This is a genomic window from Pectobacterium sp. IFB5596 (genome assembly GCF_021432585.1).
GTDB classification, from domain to species: domain Bacteria; phylum Pseudomonadota; class Gammaproteobacteria; order Enterobacterales; family Enterobacteriaceae; genus Pectobacterium; species Pectobacterium punjabense.
This window is the reverse complement of record NZ_LXFY01000006.1, coordinates 21,207-39,532: the sequence shown is the minus strand read 5'-3', so window position 1 is coordinate 39,532 and position 18,326 is coordinate 21,207. Positions and strand designations below refer to the sequence as shown.

At 54.1% G+C, this 18,326-nt stretch carries 13 protein-coding genes; 3 read left to right on the top strand and 10 right to left on the bottom strand.

Features of this window, described 5'->3' with window-relative positions:
* Positions 1–24: 24 nt before the first annotated feature.
* The 3 genes from A6301_RS07270 to A6301_RS07260 are packed head-to-tail and all read right to left on the bottom strand — an operon-like array spanning position 25 to position 4,218.
* Positions 25–1,818: an aryl-sulfate sulfotransferase gene (locus tag A6301_RS07270; RefSeq protein WP_234257446.1), complete on the bottom strand. Its 1,794-nt coding sequence runs from the start codon at positions 1,816–1,818 to the stop codon at positions 25–27.
* A 16-nt stretch (positions 1,819–1,834) separates the two neighbouring features.
* A complete protein-coding gene (locus A6301_RS07265; RefSeq protein WP_205541880.1) occupies positions 1,835–2,644 on the bottom strand; it encodes an ABC transporter ATP-binding protein in 810 nt (269 codons plus the stop codon).
* Entirely contained in the window at positions 2,641–4,218 is a 1,578-nt protein-coding gene (locus A6301_RS07260; protein ID WP_234257445.1) for an ABC transporter permease, read from the bottom strand. The genes A6301_RS07265 and A6301_RS07260 overlap by 4 nt, the downstream gene beginning before the upstream one ends.
* Positions 4,219–4,455: 237 nt before the next feature.
* Between A6301_RS07260 and A6301_RS07255 the strand changes: the two genes are divergently transcribed.
* Positions 4,456–5,586, top strand: coding sequence for an ABC transporter substrate-binding protein (locus tag A6301_RS07255; RefSeq protein WP_234257444.1), 1,131 nt, complete (start codon positions 4,456–4,458; stop codon positions 5,584–5,586).
* A gap of 12 nt (positions 5,587–5,598) precedes the next feature.
* On the opposite strand, the gene A6301_RS07250 is transcribed toward A6301_RS07255, so the two are convergent.
* The 6 genes from A6301_RS07250 to A6301_RS07225 form a co-directional block, all read right to left on the bottom strand.
* Positions 5,599–6,537, bottom strand: a complete 939-nt coding sequence (locus tag A6301_RS07250) for a LysR family transcriptional regulator (protein ID WP_215482898.1) — start codon at positions 6,535–6,537, stop codon at positions 5,599–5,601.
* Between the two features lie 136 nt (positions 6,538–6,673).
* Positions 6,674–7,432, bottom strand: coding sequence for a CDP-diacylglycerol diphosphatase (locus tag A6301_RS07245; RefSeq protein WP_107170279.1), 759 nt, complete (start codon positions 7,430–7,432; stop codon positions 6,674–6,676).
* 223 nt (positions 7,433–7,655) lie between these two features.
* Positions 7,656–9,665, bottom strand: a complete 2,010-nt coding sequence (locus A6301_RS07240; protein ID WP_234257443.1) for a TonB-dependent siderophore receptor — start codon at positions 9,663–9,665, stop codon at positions 7,656–7,658.
* A gap of 181 nt (positions 9,666–9,846) precedes the next feature.
* Entirely contained in the window at positions 9,847–11,085 is a 1,239-nt protein-coding gene (locus tag A6301_RS07235; RefSeq protein ID WP_234257442.1) for an MFS transporter, read from the bottom strand.
* Positions 11,082–11,504, bottom strand: coding sequence for a hypothetical protein (locus A6301_RS07230; RefSeq protein ID WP_234257441.1), 423 nt, complete (start codon positions 11,502–11,504; stop codon positions 11,082–11,084). Before A6301_RS07230 ends, A6301_RS07235 begins: the two co-directional genes overlap by 4 nt.
* A gap of 112 nt (positions 11,505–11,616) precedes the next feature.
* Positions 11,617–12,585 (bottom strand): AraC family transcriptional regulator, encoded by a 969-nt coding sequence (locus A6301_RS07225; RefSeq protein ID WP_234257440.1) that lies wholly within the window; start codon positions 12,583–12,585, stop codon positions 11,617–11,619.
* Positions 12,586–12,802: 217 nt separating this feature from the next.
* On the opposite strand from A6301_RS07225, the gene A6301_RS07220 reads away from it, so the two are divergent.
* Both A6301_RS07220 and A6301_RS07215 read left to right on the top strand, forming a co-directional pair.
* Positions 12,803–14,629: an ABC transporter ATP-binding protein gene (locus A6301_RS07220; protein WP_304622712.1), complete on the top strand. Its 1,827-nt coding sequence runs from the start codon at positions 12,803–12,805 to the stop codon at positions 14,627–14,629.
* Positions 14,629–16,401, top strand: coding sequence for an ABC transporter ATP-binding protein (locus tag A6301_RS07215; protein ID WP_234257439.1), 1,773 nt, complete (start codon positions 14,629–14,631; stop codon positions 16,399–16,401). Before A6301_RS07220 ends, A6301_RS07215 begins: the two co-directional genes overlap by 1 nt.
* Positions 16,402–16,611: 210 nt before the next feature.
* On the opposite strand, the gene A6301_RS07210 is transcribed toward A6301_RS07215, so the two are convergent.
* Positions 16,612–17,349: a LuxR family transcriptional regulator gene (locus tag A6301_RS07210; protein WP_107170272.1), complete on the bottom strand. Its 738-nt coding sequence runs from the start codon at positions 17,347–17,349 to the stop codon at positions 16,612–16,614.
* Positions 17,350–18,326: the final 977 nt, after the last annotated feature.

Below are 18,326 nucleotides of genomic sequence, written 5' to 3'. Positions count from 1 at the left end.
CGAGATCGCGTTAAGGTGTGAGAGTTAAATCTGTTGCTCGGCCAGCCACTGGCGCAGGCGTTCGGACTGCTGTGCGCCGCTCAGGCGAGCACGTTCTTCACCGTTTTCAAGCCATAGCAGCGTCGGTAGCGTCCTGACTGCCAATTGCTCCGCCAGTGTAATGTGATGATCGGCGTCCAGATAATGGCTCGACACATGTTGGTATTCCTCGTTATCCAGCATCGTTTCCAACTGGCGGTAGAGGCTCTTACAGTGGACGCAGCGCTCGGCACCGACTAGCAACAGCTGTGGTTCCGCTTGTGCTGCTAGTTCCGGCCAGTCGTCGGCGGTAAGCGGAGCAAAGCGCTCACGGTTGACGGCAAAGAGTTTCGGGCTGCGTTTAAGGTCTTCGCTGTCGGTCGCGACACACAGGGCATCGCCGCTCTTTTTGTAGGGGCGCGTGCCGTCAATACGAATGATGCTGGCGAAGCCTGGCGCGGCGGCACCGGGCTGACGTAGCTGGGTGTTATCCGGGGCGATCACCGGCGTTTCCTGTGGGCGCGGCAGTTGTGGTACCCACTCATAGGGGACGCGGTAGGCGCGATACAGCATATTGGTGTTCACCGTCTTGCCCCAGTAAGGTGAAACAAATTCCCAGACAATTTCATGATCGACGGTGACTTCAAACAGTCGGCCGTTAGCCCCTTCGTTAATCAGTGTATTGCCGTTTGGCAGGCGTTGGATATTGCTGATGTACGGGCTGTAAAAACGAAAGGCGTCGGTCGGGTGTGGAATGCCGGCTTCATAAGGCGAATAGCGCCAGACAATATCCAGCGTCACTGGGTTGATTTCCAGCACGCGGGAATGGTCGCGCCAGGCGTTTTTCACGCCATCAGGGGAGGCTGGGTTGGGCGTGCCGTAGCCTGCCCAGCCGCCGTTATCAAACACCAGAATATTGCCTGCGCCTGGCAAGCCTGCGGGGATCATATGCGCATGATGTTGACCGATAATCCAGCCGATGTGTTTGAGTTCGGGCGTATTGTAATTGGGACCAAGCTGCCAGACGATATCGCCGCTTTGCTTGTCGATGATGGCAATAATATTGGATTCGCGGGCGTCCCAGATGATGTTATCGGGGTGGAAACGGGTATCGCCCTGATCGAACCACGGATTGGGGCCGAGTGCCGACATCGAGTTGATATGCATCCAGTCGCCCATCCCGCCGCCGCTTTTGCGCAGGTTAGGATTATTGTACAGCGCGGTTTTGGCATCGTCGTCAAAGCCCAGTTCATCGAAATGGTCGCTGCACCGCCACTCCCATAAAATATTGCCCTGCCAGTCTACCTCGATGATGGTGTCATCAAGTAATAGTTTGTCGCTGATGCGTTCGTTATGCAGGTTGGTGTGCGCCAGTAACAGCGTGTTGCCGCCAATCGACTGCGGTTCTTGCCCCGGTGCGTAATAGCCTACTGGGTTGCCGCTGCGCTGGTAGTCATGATGGACGCGCGCCATCCACTCGGGCGGGAGATCAGGATCGGTGATGTGCTCATAGCCGTTGAATTTCCAGACGACGTTGCCATCCCAGTCTACCTGAATCAGATCGACCATATCTTGCATACCGTAGCGCGAGTCACGTTCGCCGCTGTGACCGAGGATGTAACCGCCGGGCAGAATTTTGTTGGGGAAGCCGTGCAGACCTTCCCACAGGCGCAGTTCGGTGCCGTTCATATCCACCAGCACCGCGCCGCGCTCCAGCGCCTGAAAGACGGTGTAGCCGCCCCAGGCTTTTTCTGGGTTGTAAATCGTTGTGCCGGTTGGATAGACGGATGGGTGTCCCATAATGGTGCTCCAGTATTTACGTGTTCAGAGTAGAGGAGATGGCCGCCGTATCGGCTGGCTGTGTCAGCAGTGCGAGCAGATCGCTACACTGCTGGTGAAAGTCTTGGCTGTCACGCTGGCGCGGGTGCGGCAGAGAAATGGTTGCAATCTGGCGGATACGCCCCGGTCGTGGTGCCAGTACGACAACGCGGTCTGCGAGGTAGACGGCTTCTTCGACGTCGTGCGTCACCAGTAGGGTAGTGGTGCCTTCTGCCTGATGAATACGACGCAACTCTTGCTGCATCTGCTGGCGAGTCAGGGCATCTAATGCACCAAAAGGTTCATCCAGCATTAGGATGCGGGGATTGGCGACGAGCCCGCGCGCGATGGCGACACGCTGCGCCATACCGCCGGAAAGTTGGGCGGGCAGGGCATCGGCAAAATCCTGCAAATGCACTAACTGAATAAAGTGGTCGATCAGGCGTTTGCGCTCTTTTTCGCTGATTGGCTCATTCGCCAGTCCGAGTGCGATGTTTTGCCGCACGGTCAGCCATGGAAACAGGCGTGGTTCCTGAAACACCATGCCGCGCTCGCGTCCGATACCACGAACGGTTTTTCCTTCAACCAGCACGCGCCCCTGATAGTCGTTGTCTAATCCGACCAACATGCGCAGCAGTGTGGATTTTCCGCAGCCGCTGCTGCCGACAATCGCCACCAGCTCACCGCTGTGAATCGACAGTGAAAAATCATCGATTACCGTCAGCGGTTCGCCTTGTACACGAAACTGTTTGCGTAGATGGTCGAATTGCACCACGGGCGGCGACACATCAAGGGAAGGGGACGTCATACGATTTCTCCTGCGGAACGCCAGCGCGTCATCCGCTGTTCCAGACTGAGTCCGACGCGATCGAGCACCGCGCCTGTTAATCCAATCAGCAGCATGCCGCTGATAATCAACGGCATATCCAGCAACTGTTGGGCATTGATCATCAGGCTGCCGATTCCGGTGCCGGATGACATGAAATATTCTGCGCCGATGGTGCCAAGCCAGGCATAAATCAGCGACAGGCGTAAACCCGCGAAGATCGCAGGCGCTGCGCCTGGCAGGATCAAGACTCGCAGACGGGTCGATAAACGGAGTTGCAACACGTGAGCGACTTCCTCTAATGCCTGTGAACGTTGGCGAATGCCGCGATGGCTGGCCACCAGCATAGGAAAGAAGGAGGCGAGTGCGACAAACGTGATTTTTCCAGTTTCATCATTACCGACCCAAGCGGTCAGCAGCGGTAGCCAGGCAAACAGCGCAATTTGGCGCAGCGTCGCGACAGTCGGCGTGAAGAGGGCGTCGCTGGTGGGATGTAGCCCCAGCAGAACACCGCATATGAGGCCCGCGACAATACCGCCTATCGCACCGGCCAGCGCACGAGTCAGGCTGGCTTGCATCGCCTCGGTAAGCGAACCGTCGCGAATGCCTTGTAGCAGCATGTGCCACACATCGGCGGGCGGAGGAAGCAAGAGCGGGTCGATCCAGCCAAAGCGGCTGGCCTGCTGCCAGAACAGCAGAAGCAGAAAGGGTAAAACCAGTGCCGATAGGCGGCGAGACGGTGCCGTGGTTAAGCGGCTGATTGGTGGATGCGGCCAGAAGACCAGACGGCGATCCAACTGATTGATCACCCATTCCATCGTCAGCCCTGCCAGCCCGATGGTGGCAATGCAGACAAACACGATGTCTAGCTGAAACAGCTGACGTCCCCATACCAGCAGGTAGCCAATCCCCTGAGACGACGCCAGCAGTTCGACCACGATCAGCGATACCCACGCCTGTGAGAGTGCAAGCCGCAGGCCAGTGAGCCAGGTCGGGAACGCAGCGGGTAGTGTTAATTTGATGAGACGCTGATGCCACGGTAGGCGCAGCGTACGTGCGACTTCCTGTAGTGCATGCGGCACATTACGCACGCCCGTTTGCGTATGCAGCGTCACGGGAATAATGACGGCCTTGATAATCACCGCCAGCTTCAGGCCGTCATCAATACCGAATAGCACCATAAACAGAGGTATCCACCCCAGCGTTGGGATCTGCGCTAGCACGTATACCGTTGGGTGCAGCAGGTGTTCGTCGCGCCGTGATGCCCCCATCAGCGCGCCAAGTAAGGTTCCTGCGAGTAAACCGGCCAGCAGGCCGCTCGCTAAGCGTTGCAAACTGATAAAGAGCTGTGGCAGGAGATCGTTGTGCCAAAGTTCGACGGCGGTGTTGGCGACAATATGAGGGGCAGGAAGAATCTGGGAGGGCATCCAGCCGTAGTCGGTACTGATATACCACAGTGCCAGCAACGCCAGCGGCACGACGAGCGGATAGGCCAGCGCTATCGGCAGCGAAGGCCAGACGATCACGGTTTTTTTCAGCACTATCGACTTATTCATTTTATTCCACGAAAGCATCACTATTGGATGGATAAGGAATAAAAAACAGGTTTCAGCGTTGAACGCCAATGCAATAAAGCGATGGGCATCGTGCAATAAATGCATATGCGTAGCTCAAGCCCGCCAGCGCTGATTTATGCTTTTTTCCGCTGAACAAACCTGTAAATGTTATTTAAGCCTGACACCAACGGTTCGCTAGTTTCATGGCAGATAAAACGGATGACTGAGGAAAACCGTATGCAGCAAGCAACCCCTTTAGATGTGATCGCCCCCTATGCTCGCTGGCGGCAGGGAATGAATAAGATGCTAGCTATTACGCTACTGATGAGCGCCGCGCTGGTTTCTACGGTGCAGGCGAACGAGAGCGTAGCGTCGGATGCGCAGAAGCCGACGGAAATTCGTATCGGTTTGCCAGACCAAAGCGCGGGTAGCAAGCCCTTTATCCGCGGGCCGCTGGGGCTGGCGCATATTCAAAAACAGTTGGAGAAGGAATTTGAGCCGCAGGGCATCAAAATTCAGTGGTCGTTCTTTAAAGGCGCAGGGCCAGCGGTGAATGAAGCGCTGGCAAACAAGCAGTTGGACGTGGTGTATCTGGGCGATCTCGCCGCCATTATTGGTCGTGCAGGGGGCCTCCCGACGCGGGTGCTGGTGGGATCGCGCGGTTCGAATTCCTACCTGGCGGCAACCCCGGAATCGGGTATTCAGCGTATTGAGGATTTACGCGGCAAGCGGATTGCGGTCTACAAAGGAACGGCCGATCAACTGTCATTTGAGCGCGCAATTAAAAGCGTCGGGCTGAACGAGCGTGATGTACGAGTCATCAATCTGGATTGGACGGCGGGCAAAGCCGCGCTGGCGGCCAGACGTGTAGATGCGGTGTGGGGCGGTGTCTCTCTGCTGGCGCTGCGTAAGCAGGGCATCAATATTGTCACGACCAGTCGGGCGCTGGGCTGGGCGAATACCACGCAGGCAGCGGTGCTGGCGACGCAGGATTTTATCGATCGCTATCCGGGTACAACGCAGCAACTGGTGAATGTGTTGGTGGATAATGCGCAATGGATCGGCGATGCGCAGCACCTACCGGAATACACTGCGCTGATGTCCGAACAGAGCCAGATACCGCAGGCAATCTTTCAGGAAGAACTGAAAGCGGAAGATCTCCCATTCCAAAGCTCGCCGCGTCTCGACCCGTTCCTGCTCAGCAGCTTGCAGGACAGTATCGAGCGGGCGAAAGCGGCAGGGCTGATTCGCAACACGTTTTCAGCCAGCGATTGGTTTGCCGGCGAGTTTGCCGATCGTGCATTGAAGGCCAAATCACTGGAGTCGAACTGGCCGGTGTATGACGCCAGCGGTCATCCGACAAAATAATCATGAAGGCGCTCACAGGGTCGGCAGTGCCGGAACGGGTGAGCGTAGCCTATCTTGCGCCAGTAGAGTTTCAATCATCAGTTCGGCTAGCGGGGGCAGCGTTCTTTGCAAACAGGTGACAATCCCGAATCGGGTTTGCATGTTTCCCCATTCCGGTGGTGTGCCCGTGAGCGGAATTTCTACCAACTGATGGCTTAATCGTCCTAGTGCAAAGCCATCCTCACTGGCGAAGCTGATGGCCTGCGTGTGGCGTAGGATGCTGAAGACAGAGTAGATATGGTCACACTGAATCTGCGGGCGGTAGTCGGGCTGACGCGTCAGGGCGGCCAGAATTTTGCGCATGCCGACAGGCATAAAAGGAGAGGCGAGCGGAAAGCGCAAGAGGTCGTCCGGCGTCACGTTTTCCTGCTGAGCCAGCGGGTGTGAGGAGTGACAGATAAAGAAACAACGCTGCGGGCTTAATGGTTGCACGTGGAGGCCCGTTTCCATTTCAGCCTGCCAGGTATCCGCGACAATAAAAGGCCACTCGTCGGCGAGCAGACGCTCTCGCAGGGATTGCCAATTATCCACGCTGTAAGTGACCTTGGCACGTGGCCGTAGTGCATGGAAATGTGCGACCGCTTTGGGGATCAGCGTGGTAGACGGTGCCGGGCCACAGCCAAACGTCAGTTCGCCTTCCTGCGCCTCGCTGATCTGCCGCATGTCGGTCATCAGCTCCCAGGACAACTCCTGCATACGCCGCGCAAACGGCAGCAGCGTATTGCCTTGCCACGTCAGTGCAAAGCGTCGGCTCTGGCGATCGATAAGCGGATGTCCCACCGTCTGTTCCAACGCCTGAATGCTGCGGCTGAACGCTGATTGTGACAGACAGACCGCTTCTGCAGCCTGTACGAAACTCCCCTGTTCGGCCAGTGCAAGAAAATTGCGTAATTGCCGTAAATCCAGATGCATGTTGCAGCTACCTACCCTATCGATTTTCCCCACTTTTTAGGCGGAGGTTGGCTGGCAACGCAATGAACAAAAAGTCATAACTTATAGCGAATTGATTGCTATAGGCCTTCAGGCCGCTGTCTGGCGCGGTCAGCGGCTATTGTGCCAGCGCACAGGAAAAATCCTGAATTTCCTCGACGGAACCGAGACTCATATTGAACACGTCAAGACTGCTGGCAAGTAGCACCTTGTTACCCGTCGGCGCAGAAACCATCGCCAAGCCATATTTGCCGATAGATTCATTTCGCTGCTGTGCATAGCGATCTAAGGTTTTGAACGGATCGCTTTGCGTCAGTTCGTTCGCTGTGATCATTTTTGCCAGATAGACGTGACCGTTAATTTTCACAGGTAGTGGTTTCCAGTCGGCAGAGATCATGGGGAACTGCTGATTCAGCGTTTGATAAACCTCTGGGCGCAGACAGGCTATGTGGATATGCAGTTGGTTTTGCGTGCGACCATAGCGTGAGTTTATTGCCAGCGACAGATAATCATCTTTGATCGGTTTGCCCGCTTCACGTGAAAGATGGCCGCGTCGATCCCACGCCTGCATGAAAAAATTAGGTGTGTTTTGCTGTAGGAGTTCAGGACTCTCGATGCCACTGATTTTATCGGTTGGGAGCAACAGATCGTGATAGGGGCCGTTTCTGTCATCAAAAAGCACATAGCCGTCCGCTAGGTTGACCTCTAGACAAGGGGCTGGATTGCCGCTGCGCTGCTGGTTTGGTACGCACTGTTCGCTGACGATGTCCCACAGCGCATTGCTGTTTCCCCGGCCAACCTTCCACCCTATTGCTGTGGCTGCCGTGAGTAAAATGATGGCAGAAACCGTGAAGAGCAGGATCGTGTTGCGTTTCATGACGAATCTCCGGTTGGCGCAAAACATCAGGGTAAACGGAGCATGTGAAAGTGGCGACGGTCAGTATGGAACAGGAGCGATGTCATTAATATGACCTGTGGTGAAAGGAGAAAGGCTAATCGGTAACGGATTGTAAGAGGCAAGAAGAATGGATGATAACGTGCTGGGATGACAAAACGCCATCCCAGTAGAGAATTGTGTTACGGATGCGGGACGATATAAATCAGAATAAATCGACTCGCACATCCACGCCGACGGTTCGGCCTTCATTGACCTGTGCGTAGCCCGATGTACCGCTCATAAAGCCAAAGGTGCGGTAGCGGCGGTCGAAGACGTTATCCACATAGCCAGCGATATTCACCCGATCGGTGGCCTGCCAACTGAGGCGCAGATCGGTGGTGGTATAGGTCCCCTGACGCAACGCGTTATCACCGTCGAAGTAGTGTGGTCCCACTACGTTGAACGCCAGACGCGGCATTAATGCGCCAAATGAGGTATCGACTAGCCCGTTTAGGCTGGTGCCAGCACCGTAGCGCGGCACGAAGGGAACGCGTTTGTCCTGATAACTTTCACTGTCGCCACTAAATTCAGAGCGCACATAGGTGCCGTTGATGTCCCATGACCAGTTAGGAATGAACTGCCACTTCAGCATCATTTCTACGCCGCTGGCGTCAGCGCTGCCTGCGTTGCTGAGCGTTTGCATACCAACCGGGCCGGAATACAGTTGCATATCACGCGTATGCGTGTGGAACACCGCCCCCTGAAGCTGTACATCTCCACGCTGATAGCGCGAGCCGATTTCATAGTTAATCGATTTCTCTGCACTGTAAGGAATGGCCTGTGTTCCTGCGGCGGGCGAGTAGTTAAAGCCAGTTGGCTTGTAGCCCTGTGCGACGCGAGTATAGACGCGCCAGTCGTTATTGAGCAGATAGCTGGCGGAGAGTTGCCCCAGTACTTGATCGTCATCAACGCTATTGCTATCGCCCACGTTCATGCCGGAGAACTGCTGGTGGTAGCGGGTTTTGGCCTTATCGTGCGATACGCGCAGCCCGCCGCCCAGATCGATACGGTCGGTCAGGTGCCAGGTCAGATCGCTGTAGGCGGCTAAGGTCTCCGATGCCGTGTTGGCATTGCTCTGCATGAACGGCGATCCCGCCTGGATGTAGGTCAGATCGAGTTTCTCACGCGTGTTTTGTCGGTAAAGGCCGAACACCATATCCACCGTACGGCCAGCACCGTGCGTGGCCGCCCGTAGTTCCTGCACGTCCTGATTCCATCGCTCCGGCATGTTGGCAATCAGCGTACTGTTTGGGAAGGTACGGTCGTAATTCTGTTGTTGCCATGCGCCGATCAGGCTAAAGATCCAGTTGTCGGTGGTGTATTTTCCGCTTAGCGACTGGCTATGGGTACAACGGCGTAGTTTAGGATCGGGCGCGCCAGCGACGATCTCCAGCGTACGATTTTTGGCATCGCCAAACGGCAGATAGGTATCCTGTGTGGCGCGCGTACAGTCTTCCGTCAGTGCCAGACTGGTTTCCCACGGTTGCCCATCGGGAGCCAGCCGTAATCGAAGATTTCCGACGCTGGATTTTGTCCCACCGAGGTTATCACTGCCCGTCGCAGGGTTGGTCATCGCGCCTGAATCGACCTGGCGCAGCAGTGTCACGCTACCATACAACAGACCATCCTGAATGGGGCCGCTGAGATTGATTTTGCCATGGTAGCCATCGCGGCTGGCGACGCCACCTTCGACGTAGCCACGCGGCGTGCTGTCCGGCTGCTGGGTGACGATGTTGATAATGCCGCCCTGTGCGCTTTTACCGTACAGCGTCCCCTGTGGGCCGCGTAGCATTTCAATGCTTTCCACATCGGAGAGCGCCTGCACGGTGTTGGTGGCGAGCTGTGGCACGCCATCCACATAGACCGTCACGGCAGGGCTGTAGAAATCCTGCGCGGAAGAGACGCCACGCAGTGAAATGGAGGGAAACAACAGGCTACCGTTATTACCGAGGTTCAGGCCGGGCAGAACCCGAGTCAGCTTGTCGGTACTGGTGACGCCCGCATCTTTCAGCTCTGGCGCCGTTACGACGGTGGAGGAAACGTTATTAGCCGAAGCGGAATAGGGTGACTGTTTGCTGGCGGAGACAACCAGCGTATCGTCCTGAGCGGCAAAGGCACAGGAAGAGAGAAACACGCCGGTCAAGGCGAGTGGATAAAGGCGCATTATTTTCATTATTAAATCCCTGAAAAAGCTGAAATCAATGTCAAAAGCAACGGTTTTCATCACAACATGAAAAATGGGTGATACAGAGAATGATGAAAGTCAAATGATAATCGTTTGCACTTTTTGGGCTACCCGCATCGGGTCTATTTCAACCCGAATACAGCAGACATCCTGTACGATTTCCCTTACGTTAATCTTGCTCCCGGTGGCTTGCAGTTGCAGTAGGAATACCTTCTGAAAACACGTGGGAAAGTCGCATAGATAGCCTCTTGGCGGGCCACAGGCTGGCGACGGCAAAGCAGGCCAGCACGCCTAGCGTGGTCTGATAGTTTGTGTGGTGTGCGAGCTGAAGTGCGGCGATCGACACGATCATCGAGACGGCAGCATCGGTGGATTGAAACAGTGCATAGTCGGACGCGGGTTGATACGGTCTGACTAGCCCCATCAGGACGTTGTATAGCGTGACAAACCCGACAGCGGCAGCCAGATTGACCACGCCAAAGAGTGCAATCCAGGCATTCAACGGATACCGCGGGTAACCGACGGCTAGCACGATAGCGAGCAGGGCGTGCACGATCATCACGGGCAATAGGCAGTGCAGCGCACCCATGCGTCGAATCAGAAGGTTAGCGAGCACAATCCCTACGCCGCTGACTGCGGTGCTGTACACGGTCATGACAATACCTAACTGGCTCAGGCTAAGCTGTTGATCGATGAGCATAACGGTCTGTAGCGCCATCATGCCGCGCATCGCCAGATAGAAAATGGCCGTGAAGGCCAATACTGGCCAGAGCGCCTTAAATGTCTGGCGATTTAGCGTCGGGGGCGCAGTGGGATCAGAATGACGCACGGTTTGGCGGGTATAGCGTAGCGGCAGAATGAGCATCAGCAGCGACAGCCCTGCCAGCGCGAAGAAACCGCCTTGCCACCCCGTATGCTCGGTAATACTCAGAAACGCATAAGAGCCGAATAGAATGCCCAGATAGCTCCCGCCGACCTGTGCAGTATTTGCCAGCGCGCGACTGGACGTGTTGGTGGTGCAGATTGTAATACCATCTGCATAGATATCGTGGCTGGCAGAGAGCAGCGCCAACAACATCAGCGCGATAACGATAGCTAAAACAGATTGCTCCGGTGAGATCAGGCCAATTACAGTCAGCGTTACCGCCATGGCGATCTGGAGCAGTACCAGACTGCCTAAATAGGGGTTACCGCGCAAAGGAAGGGCGTGGCGCTCTCCCCACGGTGCCCACAGGCACTTGGCAATCCATGGAACGAAGGTCAGTGACAGCCAGCTTAATTGCGCAAGATCTAATCCGGCATGGCGGAAATAGCCTACAACGCCTTGCATGATGAGCGCAGTGATCATGCCTTGATGCAGGTAGAAACACCAATAGGGCAGGTAGCGTGTGAATGGGCTGTGCGTCATGGTTGGTCGCGATCCAGCAGCGTTATCGCCAGCGCCTGTGCTTCAGGCAACGTGGCGACGACAAAATAGGCGTAAGGGGCTTGTTCGGATTGTGCCCAGTTATCTGCCCATTCCACGTATTTTTGTCTTTTGGCCTCGTCGCTTTCGATACGGATCGCGCCTGCGCAGTATTGTTGTTGCAGGCTAACGTTATCGCGCGTCCACTGAAGATAAGCCTTCATAAAGACAGGAGAATGGTAGGGCAGGTCGGCACCGGTCATACAGAGTACAAAACGTTCTTGAGCGGCATACAGCTGAGTAATCTGTACCATATAGGCAGCGGATTTATCGTCAGGCACCTGTTCTGGCATGTGTAAGAAAACGATTGGCCAGGCATGCGTATCAAGAAAAGGAGGCGGTGTTACGATGGAATCGGGCATGACGGTTTCTCCTGCGTGTAATGGAGAAAATGATAATCATTCGCTATTGTGGCGCTACCCGAATCCAGTCTATTTGTACCCGTATCGGGATGATTGTTACGTCAACTGCCCGCTAAATATTCAGGCGTTTGAACGCAGAGGGCGTGACGCCAAACTGTTTCTGGAATGCCGCACTAAAGTGGCTGGCGTTGGCATAGCCCAAATCGGTGGCGACGACCATGACCGGCGCACCCGTGACAAACAGACGACGACGTGCTTCATGCATACGTTCGGCCTGGAATAATCCATAGATACTGTTATTGAAGAGCTGACGGAATCCGCGTTTCAGCTTGAGTACGCTTAATCCAGTTTCTCTGGACAACATGGCGATGGTCGGAGCCTGTGACAGATCTGCCAGCAGCCGATCTTTTGCCCGCAGCAGTTTCTGGCGATCGGCCAGACTCAGCGTGTCCTGCTGGGGAGCCGCGTCGGAATGTCCGGCGACGGCGAGGCTGACTAGAATCATACTTTGTCCCAGCAGCCACAATGGTGTATGGCGATTTTCACCTGCCTGCTGTGGATGCGTCAGGCTGGACAGCGCGTGGCTTAATACCTGAGCGGTACCCCGCATTTCGGCATTGCAATCGCAATGCGTACAGAGCCGACCAGAATCCAACTGCTGTTGCAGTTTACCCGTGAGATCCGGTACCCAATTAGCCAGTAACGCTGGGCTTAGCGACACCGTGACACTTTCAAACTGTCCGGCATAGGACGATGTGCCCTGACAGTCTGGCGTGTAGCTAATGCAGCCCGACCCCTGCTTCAGTACATGTTCTCGTCCCCGATAGCCCTTCAGTGAAAATTGCGAATCCCCCTGCAATGAACAGGAAAAGTTGATGCGACCCCAGTCATCGTGCAAATGCATTGTCGTGGGCTGTCGGAACGTCCCCCGCCACACCAGAATGTCTAATCCCTCCTGAAGTGTAGCGCGCAGTAGGCTACAGTCCGCGCCAGTATCCGGCCGCATGACGTGCAGTTCAGCGATTAAATTTGAAATGGTGACTTCAGGCTCGCGGGAGGATTTCAGTGGGGAAGCATTCAATGGGCAAACTCCTGAAGATGCTGGTTGCAGTCATCGGACGATCGCGGCAATGCGCTTGATGACAGTACATCCCGTACCGATCGGGGTAGAAATCGGCTCGAATCGGGTAGATACGCAATTGAGAATAGTTATTATTCCTGACTTTATTGCCGCCGTCGAGTTGATTTGCTGGCCTTGCGGGTAACCGACTGTGTGGGAAGGAGAAAAGAGAGAAGCTATGCCACATTCTGCTGTTGATGGTGATTCATCCGCTGCCACGTCGCCTTCTACGCCACAACGTCGAGCCTGGCAGATTATGCATCCCGTGCGAGGACAGATTCGTCTGGCGATGTTCCTGTCTGGGCTGTCGGTGTTGGCGGGAATCGCTTTTTTACTCTCTCTGGCGTGGAGTATCCAACTCCTGATCGTACAGCCTGCGTCATGGCCGCGAATTCCGATAGGGGGGGCCGTGCTGTGTCTGTGCGCCAGTTATCTGCTGCGTCTGCAAGCCTTTAATCAATCCCACTATGCCGCGTTTCGGCTGGAAAATCAGATTCGTAGCGCGCTGGCGGAACGGTTGGCGTGCATTCCGCTCGGTGAGGTACAGCGCCTGGGTACCGGTTCGCTGGTGAAGATCGTGCAGGATGATGTAAAAGCGCTTCATCTGTTTGTGGCGGATAGCACGCCGCTTTATGCCCGTGCTTTTGTGGCGCCGCTGTGTACGGGCGCGTTGCTGTTCTGGCTGGATTGGCGTTTGGCATTGGCGGCCTTGTTGGTGCTGGTCGTCGGTGCGGTGGTGCTGATGTTGGCGATGCGCCATGCCGGTGAGATGAACCAGCGTTATAACCAGGCGCGCGAGCAGGTCAGTGCCGCCGTGATTGAATTTGTACAGGCGATGCCAGTGGTGCGTACTTTCGATACGGGAGCTTCAACATTTGGGCGCTACCAACTGGCGTTGGAAAACTATCTGGATGTGCTTACCCGTTGGTATCAGCAGGCGGGATTCTCGGCGCGTTTCTCCTTTGCGGTACTTAACCCGCTTCCTACGTTGCTGGCGTTGTGCTGGGTGGCATTCGGTTTCTACAGCCACGGTAGTCTCGATTTCGGTCTGTGGGTGGCCGTGCTGCTGCTTGGCAATGGTATGGCGGAGGCGGTCATGCCGATGATGGCCCTGAATCATATGGTAGCGAAAACCCGATTGAGTATTGCTCGGATTCAGGACGTACTGGCGTTACCGTCGCTGCCGGAAACGGACAGAGATGCTTTCCCTATCGATGCCAGCGTGCATTTTGAACAGGTCAATTTCCGCTACGACCGGCATGCGAGTGACGGGGTGCTGGAGGACGTCAGCTTTCAGGTGCCGGCTGGTTCGGTTACGGCGCTGGTGGGATCATCGGGCGCAGGGAAAACCACGGTGGCTCGCCTTATTCCTCGCTTTTGGGATGTGACGGCTGGACGTATTTTGATTGGCGGTGTCGATATCCGACAGATGAAAACTGAGACGCTCATGCAGCAGGTGTCGTTTGTTTTTCAGGAGTCTTTCCTGTTTGCGGACACCCTCGCGAATAACATTCGGCTTGGTTTGCCTGAAAAAACGATGGACGAGGTGATTGCCGCAGCGACGGCAGCGCAAGCGCACGATTTTATCATGGCGCTGCCGCACGGTTACGACACGCTGGCCGGTGAACGCGGTCAGTTCCTCTCTGGCGGCCAGCGTCAGCGCATCGCCATTGCACGTGCATTGCTGCATAACCGGCCGATTCTGGTGCTGGATGAACCGACGGCTTTTGCCGACCCGGAGAATGAAGCTGCGCTGCTAGCGGCGCTTGGCATCCTGATGCGGGGGAAAACGGTCATTATGATAGCGCACCGTCTGTCGACGATCCGCGATGCCGATCAGATACTGGTCTTCGATCGCGGACGGCTGAGCGAGTCTGGTCAGCATGATGCGTTGCTGGCCGCACAAGGTCGCTATAGCGAATTGTGGCGACATTATGAGCAGGCGCAGAATTGGGCGCTGGGCAGCGTACCACCGAGCGGCGGGCAAGCAGGAGAGCGCGAGTGATGAACGAAAATCATGTCGTAATAGCGACACGGCTATCTGCGTGGTGGCATACATATCGTCAACTGGAGCGGGTCACGGGCTCACAGTCGAGGGTATTCCGTTGGTGTTGCCTGAACCTGCTGGCGGCGGCTATCGCGCAAGGACTGGCACTGGCATGCCTGTTTCCACTGTTGTCGGCGTTTACCCTCGTAGAGGCGTCGCACGGGATGGCGAGCTGGCTGGTGGTTATGACGCTCCTGAGCCTGTTGACGCTGATGTTGCGCTGGTATGGGCAGGGATTTGAATATCGCGGGCAACTTGCGGCGGTGACCCATGAACTGCGTATGCGTCTGGGAGAGAAACTGCGGAGTATGCCGTTGACCACGCTTCAGTCCTCGCGGGCGGGGGATATTAACGCGCTGCTGCTGGGGAGTGTGGATGAAAATCTGAACTATATGTTGGCGATAATAAACCAACTGCTGTTGGCCATCGTGACGCCTGTCGTAATAGCGCTCGTCATGCTGACGGTGGAGTGGCGGTTAGGCGTGAGTCTGCTGTTGCTCTTTCCGGCCATCGTACTGCTTTATCGCTGGCGGCGGCCTGCATTTTCGCACACGATGCAGACGCTGGCGGAGGCTAATCAGCAAACCAGCGCCGATATTGTGGAGTATGTACAGGGACTCGCCGTTCTGAGAACCAGCTGTCAGCAGGCCGAGCGTACAGTGACATTGCGTCAGCGTTTTCAGCATCTACAGCAGATACAGACGTCGGCTCACCGCGACGGTGCCAAACCCAGTGCGGTAGTTGCCAGCATCGTGGAATTAGGTCTTCAGGGCGTGCTGATTCTTGGTATTAGCGGCGCAGTTGTGGGGGCGTGGAATGTGTCAATCGTCGCTGCGATGATGGTGATTGTAGTACGCTTCTCTGAACCGCTGGCGACATTTGTCAGCTATACGGCCGTGCTGGAGTTGATTGATACGGCGCTGCATCGTATTGATGAGCTGCTAGCCATTGAGCCGCTTCCCGTGTGTGAACCTACCGATGTGCCGACGACGTATGCGGTTACGTTTGAGCAGGTTAGCTTTCGCTATGCTAACGAGGCTGCCCCCGTGCTTGATCGCGTGGATATCACGCTGCCAGAGAAGGAAATGACGGCGTTGGTCGGGCCATCGGGCTCGGGGAAAACGACGATAACACGACTGCTCATGCGTCATGCCGATCCGCAACATGGGCGCGTTTGTATCGGTGGTGTGGATGTCCGTCATATTCCAACGCGTGAATTGAATAAGCTGATTTCCGTAGTATTTCAGGATGTCTATCTGTTTGATGATTCGGTGCTGGCAAATATTCGCATGGCGCGGCCGGATGCCAGCGATGCAGAGGTCGAACAGGCTGCCGCCGCCGCTCAATGTTTGGCGTTTATTCAACGATTGCCGCAGGGATGGCAAACGCGGCTGGGTGATATTGGCGGCAGATTATCCGGTGGCGAACGGCAACGTATTTCGATCGCGCGGGCATTACTGAAAGAAGCGCCGATTGTGATTCTGGACGAACCGACGGCAGCGCTGGATACCGAAAGCGAACTCGCCGTACAGCGTGCAATTGACCGGCTAGTACAGGACAAGACGGTTATTGTTATCGCACATCGGTTATCGACAATTGTGGGGGCAAATCGAATTCTGGTCGTGGAGAATGGCGTTATTTCCCAGCAGGGAACACATAATGAATTACGTATTATGGAAGGGCGTTATCGCGCGCTGTGGAACGTGCAGCACGCTATTCCACCAGAGTAAGCGCATCGGGATGAAATGAGAAACATCCTGTCTCTCACCGGAGGCCCGCCGTTGGCTGGTCAAATTCGTTCCCGACGAATTTGTCCTTCGCTTGCCGCGTTACAATGCTCATGGCTGAGCATCGCCCTAAAGGGCTAACGCTTCGCGTTGTTCAAAAGTTAACGTTTTGTCCTGAAATTCGAATTATTTAGGGTATAGACGTGATGACGGTTATAACGGCTCTGGTTTGATGAGCTGTAATTCTACGCCCAGTCTTATGGCATGCTTGGCATTGAGAACACCGAGTTTTTTTACCACATTACCAATATGAAATTTCACAGTGCTAATTTTTATATCCAGAATCAACGCAATTTCTGGATAGGTTTTCCCCATGCTAGCCCAGTAAAGAATCTCGTTTTCACGCTGGGAAAATATCTCTTTATCGCTTTGCTTTTTGCTCTGTGGGCTTTGTGTCATCTCTTTGTAAAGCGTGGTGATTTTTTCATGAACAGTAATAAGCAGCATTTGTAACTTGTCTTTGTTTTCCTCAACAATATTTTCCATATCTGTTGGCGCATTTTCTTCAAACATAATCGATAACGCGGCCAAATTGTTATTGTTGTCATGCAAGACAAAAGTGTAGCCATTAACAATATCGTATTCTTTTGACAGATTAAATATTTTGGAAAATTTCAGTTTGGAATTAATAACAATATTATCTTCCCAAGAGAACGGCGAGACTTTATTGATCGCCGTTAAAATAACAGGATCGATATGCTGATAATTATTTTCTTTATACGTATTAACCCATTCTTGTGGGTAATTTGAAATGATCACAACCTGAGACGGATTTTTCTTGTTCATGATCATGTAGGCGTATTTCAGGTCGCCATACTGTTTTAACTTTCGGCTGAGATAGGTTTTTATCGTGTTATTGATAATTTCATTATCAGAGCAAAATACAGACATGTAACGACCTCAATAAAAGCGAGAATATGCCTATCATATCGACAGGAACATAAAAGTATAGCCCGAACCTATACCTAAGTCTAACTACTGTTAACCCATGATATCACTTATAATTTTTTCATGAATAGGGCAATTTATAAAAAATTTAAGACAGTAAGTTTTTAAAAAAATTGTTACAAATTGATTTGCCAACCCAGGGAATTACCCATAGTTTTGCTCCTATTCTGTTTACTGAATTTAGGGTGTGTGGTGTTAGGCCATGCGCCCTAAAAACAGTTCTCTCGTCATACTTCAAATCCCCTATGCGTCGGCTTTCCTGCGGCCAGGGTATCTCTGCATGCGGAGCGGGATAGTAAATAATCCGTTTTAGCTTATCAAGTCCCATTATCCTTTGATGCTCATTATCGCGGTTTTCTCTTTTTTCATCGTACTCTATCGCCAGTGGTGCCGCCTTGGATAAAGCATCTGCTGCGATGTGCAGCAGGAACTGAGTTCGCGGAACTCACATCAGATTGTTGTGCAATTCTTATCGTTGCTGCCAGCAGGCATCGACGATCGCAGATCTCAGTCCACCATATACAGCACAGTAGATAGGCCTTACATATCTCTGAGAGATACTCCAGAGAAGCGTCAGTATGCGTAGCTGCGTAAAGCGACGTTGCATGAACCAAAGGCATCTTTCATGCCGGTATGTCCACCTTGTACCGTGTTTTGTTAGCGTCACTCTCAAGAGAAGAGTGAGGTTTTCTTCTCCGACAACATTTCTGTCACTATTTGGGATAAGGTGTTGGCAGATTCTGCCGATATTAATGGTTCAGGGAATGTTATCTGTACCTCCCGCTATAGGGTTGATATCCGTTTACTGATCTGATGATGGCCATCGTTGGATGAGTAAGTTGAGGTACTTAACAGGTTTTTTTACGTTTGACGCTGGATAAGATTGAAGAATACGACTATCACGTACAGTGGAGCGGTCA

Excerpts from the sequence above, each read along its gene's own strand:
- A6301_RS07260 (WP_234257445.1), bottom strand. The coding sequence starts at position 4,218 with ATGAATAAGTCGATAGTGCTGAAAAAAACCGTGATCGTCTGGCCTTCG.
- A6301_RS07210 (WP_107170272.1), bottom strand. The coding sequence starts at position 17,349 with ATGTCTGTATTTTGCTCTGATAATGAAATTATCAATAACACGATAAAA.
- A6301_RS07220 (WP_304622712.1), top strand. The coding sequence starts at position 12,803 with ATGCCACATTCTGCTGTTGATGGTGATTCATCCGCTGCCACGTCGCCT.
- A6301_RS07270 (WP_234257446.1), bottom strand. The coding sequence starts at position 1,818 with ATGGGACACCCATCCGTCTATCCAACCGGCACAACGATTTACAACCCA.
- A6301_RS07255 (WP_234257444.1), top strand. The coding sequence starts at position 4,456 with ATGCAGCAAGCAACCCCTTTAGATGTGATCGCCCCCTATGCTCGCTGG.
- A6301_RS07235 (WP_234257442.1), bottom strand. The coding sequence starts at position 11,085 with ATGACGCACAGCCCATTCACACGCTACCTGCCCTATTGGTGTTTCTAC.
- A6301_RS07245 (WP_107170279.1), bottom strand. The coding sequence starts at position 7,432 with ATGAAACGCAACACGATCCTGCTCTTCACGGTTTCTGCCATCATTTTA.
- A6301_RS07215 (WP_234257439.1), top strand. The coding sequence starts at position 14,629 with ATGAACGAAAATCATGTCGTAATAGCGACACGGCTATCTGCGTGGTGG.
- A6301_RS07230 (WP_234257441.1), bottom strand. The coding sequence starts at position 11,504 with ATGCCCGATTCCATCGTAACACCGCCTCCTTTTCTTGATACGCATGCC.
- A6301_RS07265 (WP_205541880.1), bottom strand. The coding sequence starts at position 2,644 with ATGACGTCCCCTTCCCTTGATGTGTCGCCGCCCGTGGTGCAATTCGAC.
- A6301_RS07250 (WP_215482898.1), bottom strand. The coding sequence starts at position 6,537 with ATGCATCTGGATTTACGGCAATTACGCAATTTTCTTGCACTGGCCGAA.
- A6301_RS07240 (WP_234257443.1), bottom strand. The coding sequence starts at position 9,665 with ATGAAAATAATGCGCCTTTATCCACTCGCCTTGACCGGCGTGTTTCTC.